Source organism: Mesorhizobium sp. M5C.F.Ca.IN.020.29.1.1 (assembly GCF_003997375.1).
Taxonomy (GTDB): domain Bacteria; phylum Pseudomonadota; class Alphaproteobacteria; order Rhizobiales; family Rhizobiaceae; genus Mesorhizobium; species Mesorhizobium wenxiniae.
In genome coordinates this window covers 1-7,620 of the sequence record NZ_RZSW01000297.1, presented here as the reverse complement: position 1 = coordinate 7,620, position 7,620 = coordinate 1, and the positions used below count along the sequence as shown (strand labels likewise).

9 protein-coding genes and 1 pseudogene are annotated in these 7,620 nt (G+C 61.9%); 1 reads left to right on the top strand and 9 read right to left on the bottom strand.

The annotated features are described in order from the left end of the window. The 9 genes and pseudogenes from EOA85_RS21830 to EOA85_RS21790 form a co-directional block, all read right to left on the bottom strand. A partial coding sequence (locus tag EOA85_RS21830; RefSeq protein WP_281033768.1) for a proton-conducting transporter membrane subunit occupies window positions 1–530 on the bottom strand: 530 nt, incomplete at its 3' end. Continuing rightward, window positions 527–2,002, bottom strand: coding sequence for an NADH-quinone oxidoreductase subunit M (locus tag EOA85_RS21825; RefSeq protein ID WP_127211130.1), 1,476 nt, complete (start codon window positions 2,000–2,002; stop codon window positions 527–529). The genes EOA85_RS21830 and EOA85_RS21825, both read right to left, overlap by 4 nt. 7 nt (window positions 2,003–2,009) lie before the next feature. Beyond that, window positions 2,010–3,770 (bottom strand): Na(+)/H(+) antiporter subunit D, encoded by a 1,761-nt coding sequence (locus EOA85_RS21820; protein WP_127211129.1) that lies wholly within the window; start codon window positions 3,768–3,770, stop codon window positions 2,010–2,012. Further along, window positions 3,763–4,017, bottom strand: a complete 255-nt coding sequence (locus tag EOA85_RS21815; protein ID WP_065007018.1) for a hypothetical protein — start codon at window positions 4,015–4,017, stop codon at window positions 3,763–3,765. Before EOA85_RS21815 ends, EOA85_RS21820 begins: the two co-directional genes overlap by 8 nt. Next, window positions 4,014–5,477 (bottom strand): monovalent cation/H+ antiporter subunit D family protein, encoded by a 1,464-nt coding sequence (locus tag EOA85_RS21810; protein ID WP_127211128.1) that lies wholly within the window; start codon window positions 5,475–5,477, stop codon window positions 4,014–4,016. Before EOA85_RS21810 ends, EOA85_RS21815 begins: the two co-directional genes overlap by 4 nt. Before the next feature lie 4 nt (window positions 5,478–5,481). Next, window positions 5,482–5,784: an NADH-quinone oxidoreductase subunit NuoK gene (gene nuoK, locus EOA85_RS21805; protein WP_023800378.1), complete on the bottom strand. Its 303-nt coding sequence runs from the start codon at window positions 5,782–5,784 to the stop codon at window positions 5,482–5,484. Further along, the gene (locus EOA85_RS21800) at window positions 5,784–6,284 is read right to left on the bottom strand and encodes an NADH-quinone oxidoreductase subunit J (RefSeq protein ID WP_023800377.1); all 501 of its coding nucleotides are present in this window, start codon (window positions 6,282–6,284) and stop codon (window positions 5,784–5,786) included. Before EOA85_RS21800 ends, nuoK begins: the two co-directional genes overlap by 1 nt. Before the next feature lie 285 nt (window positions 6,285–6,569). Continuing rightward, complete coding sequence (locus EOA85_RS21795) at window positions 6,570–7,001, bottom strand: CBS domain-containing protein (RefSeq protein WP_065007016.1); 432 nt, start codon at window positions 6,999–7,001, stop codon at window positions 6,570–6,572. Window positions 7,002–7,120: 119 nt separating this feature from the next. Next, window positions 7,121–7,228 (bottom strand): annotated as a pseudogene (locus EOA85_RS21790) (DUF2161 family putative PD-(D/E)XK-type phosphodiesterase); the annotation flags it as partial. Window positions 7,229–7,260: 32 nt separating this feature from the next. Between EOA85_RS21790 and EOA85_RS37630 the strand changes: the two are divergent. Beyond that, entirely contained in the window at window positions 7,261–7,434 is a 174-nt protein-coding gene (locus tag EOA85_RS37630; RefSeq protein WP_164759793.1) for a hypothetical protein, read from the top strand. The last annotated feature ends 186 nt before the right edge of the window (window positions 7,435–7,620 follow it).

Genomic DNA, 7,620 nt, shown 5'->3' with positions numbered 1-7,620 from the left:
CCGCAGAGGAAGATTCCTGTCGAGACCCCGCCGAGAACCACGTATTTCAGCGCCGCCTCGTTCGACCGCCGCTCCTTCCTGAGGAAGCCGGTGAGCACATAGGTCGAGAGCGCCATCAGCTCAAGGCCGACATAGATAGACAGAAGATCGGTTGCCGAGGCCATGATCATCATGCCGGAAAGCGCAAAGAGCAGCAGGACATAGTATTCGCTCAACGCGATCTCCTCGATCTCGGCATATTTTCGCGACAGGAGGAACGTCAGGATGGTCGAAAGGTAGAACACCATCTTGAAGAAGACCGCGAAGCGGTCGGCGATAAACATGCCCGAATAGGCCGGCCGCACCTCGCCCGCCAGTAACAGTGTCGCCAGGGCCGCAACCAGCACGGTTGCAGCGGAAGCCCAGACGAGGAAATGCCCCGGCCCCTTTGGCACAATCTGACCCAGGATCAGGAGGCTGCAGGCGCCGGTGACCACGACGATCTCGGGCAGGCTCGCAAGGATCGACTGGTAGAGCGCGGCGTCGGTCATGGGCCTTCCCCCCTGCCGTGCACCTGCGCCAGCAGATGCTTCGACGATGCGTCGATGATGTCGAGAAAGGGTTTCGGATAGAGCCCGACCCAGAGGACAAAGGCGGCCAGTGGCAGGATCGCCACCATCTCGCGGGCGTTCACGTCGCGTATCTTGAACGGCGCGCCGACGCTGGCCGGACCGAGCGCGACTTTCCTGTACATGCCAAGCAGGTAGGCCGCGCCCAGCAGAGCACCCAGAACGGCGGCGGCGCCGACAGCCAGATTGGCCGCAAACGCGCCCGACAGCACAAGCAACTCGCCCACGAACGAATTCGTTCCCGGCAGCGCCATCGACGACAGGGTGAACAGCGCAAGAAACGCGGTATAGACCGGCGCCGCCTTCATCAGCCCGCCATAATCCGCGATGCTGCGGGTATGGGTCCGCTCGTAGATCAGACCGACGAACAGGAACAACGCGCCCGTCGTTACGCCATGATTGAACATTTGCAGGATGCCGCCCTCGAGCCCACGGAGGTTCAACGTGAAAATTCCCAGCGTCACGAAGCCCATGTGGCTGATGCTGGAATAGGCAACCAGCTTCTTGAGGTCATCCTGCGCCAAGGCAAGCAACCCGCCATAGACGATCGCAAGCGCCGAAAGGGCCAGCATTAGCGTCGAATAATGCAGCGACGCCTCCGGCAGCATCGGTAGCGAGAATCGCAGGAACCCGTAGGCGCCCATCTTCAGGAGCACTCCGGCGAGGATGATGCTGCCCGCCGTCGGCGCCTGCACATGGGCGTCCGGCAGCCAGGTATGGACCGGGACCATCGGCACCTTGACTGCGAAGGCGATCAGGAAGGCAAAGAACAGCCAGGACTGAACCCGGAATGGCAAATCCTGCGCCGTCAGGGCGAGGATGTCGAAAGTCTCGCCGCCGTGGAAATAGAGCACGATGACACCGATCAGGAACAGAAGGCTGCCCGCCAGCGTGTAGAGGAAGAATTTGAACGCCGCATAGACCCGGCCGTCGCCACCCCAGACGCCGATGATTACGTACATCGGGATCAGCATCGCCTCCCAGAAGACGTAGAACAGGAACAGGTCGAGCGCGCAGAACACCCCCAGCATCAGCGCCTGCATGGCCAGCAGGCTGACCATGAACTCCTTCACCTTGCGGTCGATCGCGACCCACGAGGCGAGCACGCAGATCCAGCCCAGTAACGCAGTCAGGAATACAAAGAGCGCGCTGATTCCGTCGATGCCGAGCGCGTAAGTGATTCCGAGCGCGGGCACCCACGGGCGCGTCTCGGTGAACTGCATCTCGTGGGTAGTGGTGTCAAAGCCGGCCAGCATAGCGATGCAGAGAGCGAGGTCGAGGACGGTGACACCTAGCGCCGTCCACCGCACCGTCTCGTCGCTGCGGAGAAACATCAGAACCGCTGCCCCGGCGGCGGGCATGAACACGATGAGGCTAAGCAGCGGGACCGCCATCGCACCCCTACCGCCACACCACAGCGAAGACGGCGATGGCTGCGATCACACCTACGATCATGGCCAGCGCGTAATGGGTCACGACGCCGGTCTGCAACTGTCGCAGCGCGCCGCCACCGCGCAGGATCGAACGGGCGACGCCGTTGACGACGGCGTCCACACCGTTGAGATCGATCCGCAGTCCAGCCCGTGCGGTTCCATGCAGGAAGGGCAGCACCGCGGTCTCGGAGATGTCGCTCACCGCCTTCTCGTAACGCGCCAGCGGTTTTTCGGCGAGCCACGTGAAGTACCACGCGGCCCTGCGGTAGAACCAGTCGGTGTCGATACTGATGGTGTTCTCGGGGTCGAGCGCCCTGAGGAACAGCACGAAACCCAATGCGGTAAACATCAGTATGCCGAGGCTCTCGGTGATATGGACGCCGGTGTAGGGTTCGAAGTCGACCGGATGGGGCAGCAGCGCGTAAAGTAGTTGGGGGAACACCCCGATCGCGATGCACAGCACCGCCGCCATGCCCATTGCAACCAGCATGTTGCGGGGCGGCTCCCGCCCCTCCAGCCTCTGGTCCGTGCCGAAGAACATGTAATACGGGAGCTTGAGCCCAGTGTGCAGGAAGGTCCCCGACGACGCCATCGTCAGCGCCAGCACCACCAGCGCGCGGTGATCCTGCCCGGCGGCGGCCACCACCATCGATTTGGTCACGAAGCCCGAGAAGAACGGAAATGCCGAGATTGCGAAGGCGCCGACCATGTAGAGCGCCACGGTCAGCGGCATGGTCCTATAGAGCCCGCCAAGCTCGGTGAGCTTGCGCCGCCCGGTGACGTAGATCACCGCCCCCGCACCCATGAACAGGAGCGCCTTGTAGAGGATATGCGCGAAGGCATGGCTGGAAGCCCCGTTCACTGCCATCTCGGTCCCGATGCCGACGCCCGCCACCATGTAGCCCACCTGGCTGACGATGTGATAGGCCAGGAGCCGCCGGCAGTCGTTCTCCAGCACCGCGTAGATGACGCCGTAAAGCGCCATGATGGTGCCGAGCCAGACCAGAAGTTCGGTCCCCGGAAACGCCCGCGCCAGCACGTAGACGGCGGTCTTGGTGGTGAAGGCGCTCATGAACACCGCCCCGGTGACGGTCGCCTCCGGGTAGGCGTCAGTCAGCCAGGCGTTGAGCGGCGGCACCGCGGCGTTGAGCATGAACCCGGCAAGGATCAGGTAGGCGGCGACGTCCATCCCCCCGGCGATCGGGCCGAAGAGCAAGGAGCCGCTGGCGAGCCCGTGGAGAATGACGCCGCCGAGCAGGGCGACGCCGCCAGTGATATGGACCATGAGGTAGCGGAACGCGGCGCGGATCGCCTGCTCGCCTCCCTGGGCGAAAACCAGATAGGCAGAGGCAAACGCCATGGCTTCCCAGAACAAGAACAGGGTCAGGTAGTCGCCAGCAAACACCACGCCGAGCGCGCTGCCAGCATAGACGAACGCCGCCACATGCTCTCCGGCGCCCGTCAGGTGCAGCGCATAGACCATGCCGATCAGCGCCATAATGGTGAAAACGGTGGCGAAGACGATGCTCAGTTTGTCGACCTTCGCAATCAGGATTTCCTGCCCGATGAACTCCGCCGCGCCGTAGCTGCCTGGCTGCACGGTGAGCACGGCGAGGATCGCCAGCGTGGGAATCAACATCAGATAGGCCTTGCAGATTGATCCTTTCAGGAAAGGGATCGGCAGGGCGCCAAGAATGAACAGCAGGGCGGGATGGACGAAGTCAATCATAATAGTCCTCGCGCCGCATCAACCCGCCCTGATGGCCGAGGAACTTGGAGACGAAGATCAGCAGGACGCAGGACAAGAAGCCATAGACGGCCGACCAGCCCGGCAAGCGGTCCCACAGGTATTCAGCGTGTTCGCGGGGGACCAGAAAATCGGCGATGACGATCAGAACGAGCGCCAGATAAAACAGCCGGCGGCGTTGCTCCGCGTATCTCGCCTCACCAAAGAAATTGACGACACGCCTGATCATCTGACCACTCCTTCCGCCAGGGTGAGAAAATAGCCGGGGAAAATACCCATCGACACCGACAGGATCGCGGTCGCGACCAGCGGGATTGTCACCATCGGAATTTCACGGACCGTCGCCGGACTTTCCTGTGTCTCCGTCCCGAAAAAAGCGACATAGCTGACCGGCAGGAAGTACGCGGCGTTCAGGACCGAGCTCACCAAGAGCACGACCAGGAACGCAATCTCCCCCGCCTCCACCGAGCCCAGCGCCAGATACCACTTGCTGACGAAGCCCGCGGTGGGCGGCACCCCGATCATGCTGAGCGAGGCCACGAAGAACGCGCCCATCGTCCAGGGTAGCCTGCGGCCGATGCCGGCCATGTCGCTGATGTTCCGCTTGCCGGACGCGCAATAGATCGACCCGGCGCAGAAAAAGAGCGTGATCTTGGAGAACGCATGCGCCGCAATGTGGATGATCCCGCCGACCATCGCGACCGGCGACAGCAGGACCGCGCCCAGCACGATGTAGGAGAGTTGGCTGACCGTCGAATAGGCGAGCCGCGCCTTCAGGTCGTCCCGCGTCAGGGCGTAGATGGAACCCATCAGGATGGTGAACGAGACCAGATAGGCCGTTGCGATGCCGAGCCCCAGCCCGTCCACCAGCCCCGTGCCGAAGACATGGAACACCACCCGCAGCACGCAGAACACGCCCATCTTGACCACGGCCACCGCATGCAAGAGTGCGCTGACCGGTGTCGGCGCGACCATCGCGGCAGGCAGCCAGGCGTGCATCGGCATCACCGCGGCCTTGGCGAAGCCGAACAGATAGCAGAAGTAGATCACGGTCATTAGCGCCGGCGAGGCATCGACCCCGGCCAGCAGCCCGCCTGGCACGAAGTCGAGCGACCCCGCCAGATGGTAGGTCAGCGCCAGCGCGGCGAGAAGCACGCTTTTCGACGCCCCCATCAAATAGACGAGATACTTGCGGCTACCCGTCCATCCCTCTTCGTCCTCATGGTGATAGACGAGCGGATAGGTAACGAGGCTGAGCACCTCGTAGAAGATCACCAGCGTGAACAGATTGGCGGCGAAGGCGCCCCCGACGGCCGCCGCCAGACTGGCGGCGAAGCAGGCGAAGAACCGGGTCTGCGCGTGCTCGTTCAGGTGGCGCATGTAGCCGATGGAATAGATCGCCGCCACGATCCACAAGAGCGACGAGACGGTGGCAAACACCATGCCGAGCGCATCGACCCGGAAAGCGAAGTCGATCCCCGGCAGAATCTCGAACAGGCGCAAATCGACCGTCCCGCCGGCCAGCACCGTGGGTGCCATCGAGGCGACAATTGCGAACATGGCGATCGCGGCTAAGGGCGAGACGAGATCGCGGAGTTTCTCGCGGTTGTTCAGAACGAAAACTGCAAGGGCCGCCAGGCCTGCGACGGCGACGGCAAGCAGCGGCCGGATCGATATCACCGGGTCCAAGCCGCTATCCTTTCATCATGGTCACGTCGTCGACCTTGAGGGTGGACTTGTTCCTCACGAGGGCGACCAGAATCCCGAGGGCGACCGCAACCTCCGCCGCGGTGATTGCGATGACGAAGATCGCGAAGATCTGCCCGCGGAAATCGTCGTAGTAACGCCCGAAAGCGATGAAATTGATGTTGACCGAGTTGAGCAGCAACTCCAGCGACATCAGCACGACCAGGATGTTGCGCCTGAGCAGCACGCCCGCCGCTCCGATCACGAACAGGACCACTCCGAGCAAAATATACCACCAGAGCGGAACCATCACCCCTGCTCCTTCCGCGCCAGCACGATGGCGCCGACTAGGGCCGCCAGCAGGATCACGGAGGCGGCTTCAAACGGTAGGAGATAGTCGGCGAAAAGTGTCATGCTGAGCTGCCTGATCTGATCGCCGCCGCGCATCGCGACGGGCTCCGTGACCGAAAAGCGGTCGCTCCAGAGCACCAGTACAAGCATCTCGACCCCAAGCAGGACGAGCAGCACCAGAGCCGGCAGGTTGCCGCCCGGCAAGAACCGCTGCAACACCGCTTCGCGCACATCGATCATCATGATCACGAACAGGAACAGGACCATGATTGCGCCGACATAGACGAAGATCTGGATGACAGCGAGCAACGGTGCCTCGAGCAACACGAAGATTGCCGAGATCTGCAGGAAACACGCCATCAGCGCCAATGCGCTGTGAACCGGATTCCGCGCCAGGACCACGGTCAGTGCCGTGATCACGGACGCCGCAGCGAACAGAAGAAAGAACGCCTGATCCATCGACGCCAACCCTCCGCCGCGATCTGTCCCTCGGCGCAAGACGGCCGGCTTTGAGATAGCTGCGCACTTCAGATGCGTCTACAAATTGTGCCCTAGTATCGGATTTTTCTCAAGATTACATGGTTTGGCGCTACGTATGCCCAAGTCTCAGTATCTGATACGGTGTGCGATCCCGCAGCCTGCTTATCCGTTATTCAGGCTGCCGAAGGAGGTTCGGCACGGGATCAGAAACCCTGAAAACCTGAAAAAAGGACGTCGCGGCCAGACGGCGGGCCTTTGGCGAGCTTACCCCGCCCAGATGTAGTGAATAATCTCTTCGGCCTCGTGCTCGACCTCCTCGATGCGCTTCTTCACCACGTCGCCGATCGAGACGATGCCGTCGAGTTGGCCGTTCTTCACCACGGGCAGGTGGCGGAAGCGGCCTGTGGTCATGATCTCCATGACCTGGTTGACCGTGTGGTTCTCGGTGCAGAGCTTGACCTTGGCGGTCATTGCGTGACGGACACTCTGCTCCAGCGCCGCAGCCCCATGCTTGTCCAAGGCGCAGACGACGTCGCGCTCGGACACGATGCCGACCACCTTGCGATCACCATTGGTAACGACCAGTGCGCCGATCCTGTGTTCGGCGAGCCTGTTGATCGCCACGGCGAGCATCTCGTTCGGGCCGATCGTCTCGACGGCTCGACCCTTATCCTCGAGAATCGATTTGACGTTCATGGCTTCCTCCAAGCGCTACTACGCTCCAGCCCTCCGCCCCATCTCCCTCTTGGTGCATTTCTGCGTCATCGTGCGCCGCGCGCCTTCATATTTCAAGTCCGACTTGCGTGCTCAGGCGCCAGTGCTTCCTGGCGGTAGGCCTTCATGATTGGCTCACACAAACCGCCGCCTGCTACAGGGTCGCCGTGCCGTCGCCGATGCTCATTGATCAGCCGAGAGCGCCGCCGCAAAGGCAGGGCGCATGCAACAGGAGGAAATAATGCAAACCGAAGCCACCCCCGAGGATGAGAGCAAGGACGAATTTTTCGAACGGCTCGCCAAACTGTCGGAAGAAATGGTGACCAAGCACGGCAAGGATTTCAGCATGGGCGCATTGGTGCTTGCCGCTCGCTGGATTGCCGAAAACCGCGTTGGCCAGTTGAAGACCAACTAGGCTCACCACCAACCAATTGCGCTCGTAGCCGTAGCTCCGAAGGAGCTTCAGGCGCGCCGCGGCCTGCGGTCGCCTTGATCTGTGATCGACCGCGGCAACCAGAATACCATGGACTTGCGTAAAATACGGTCAGAGCAGACATGGCTCCTTGAACTGCATTTTTCTCATAGTTTCAAAGCTTAGGCC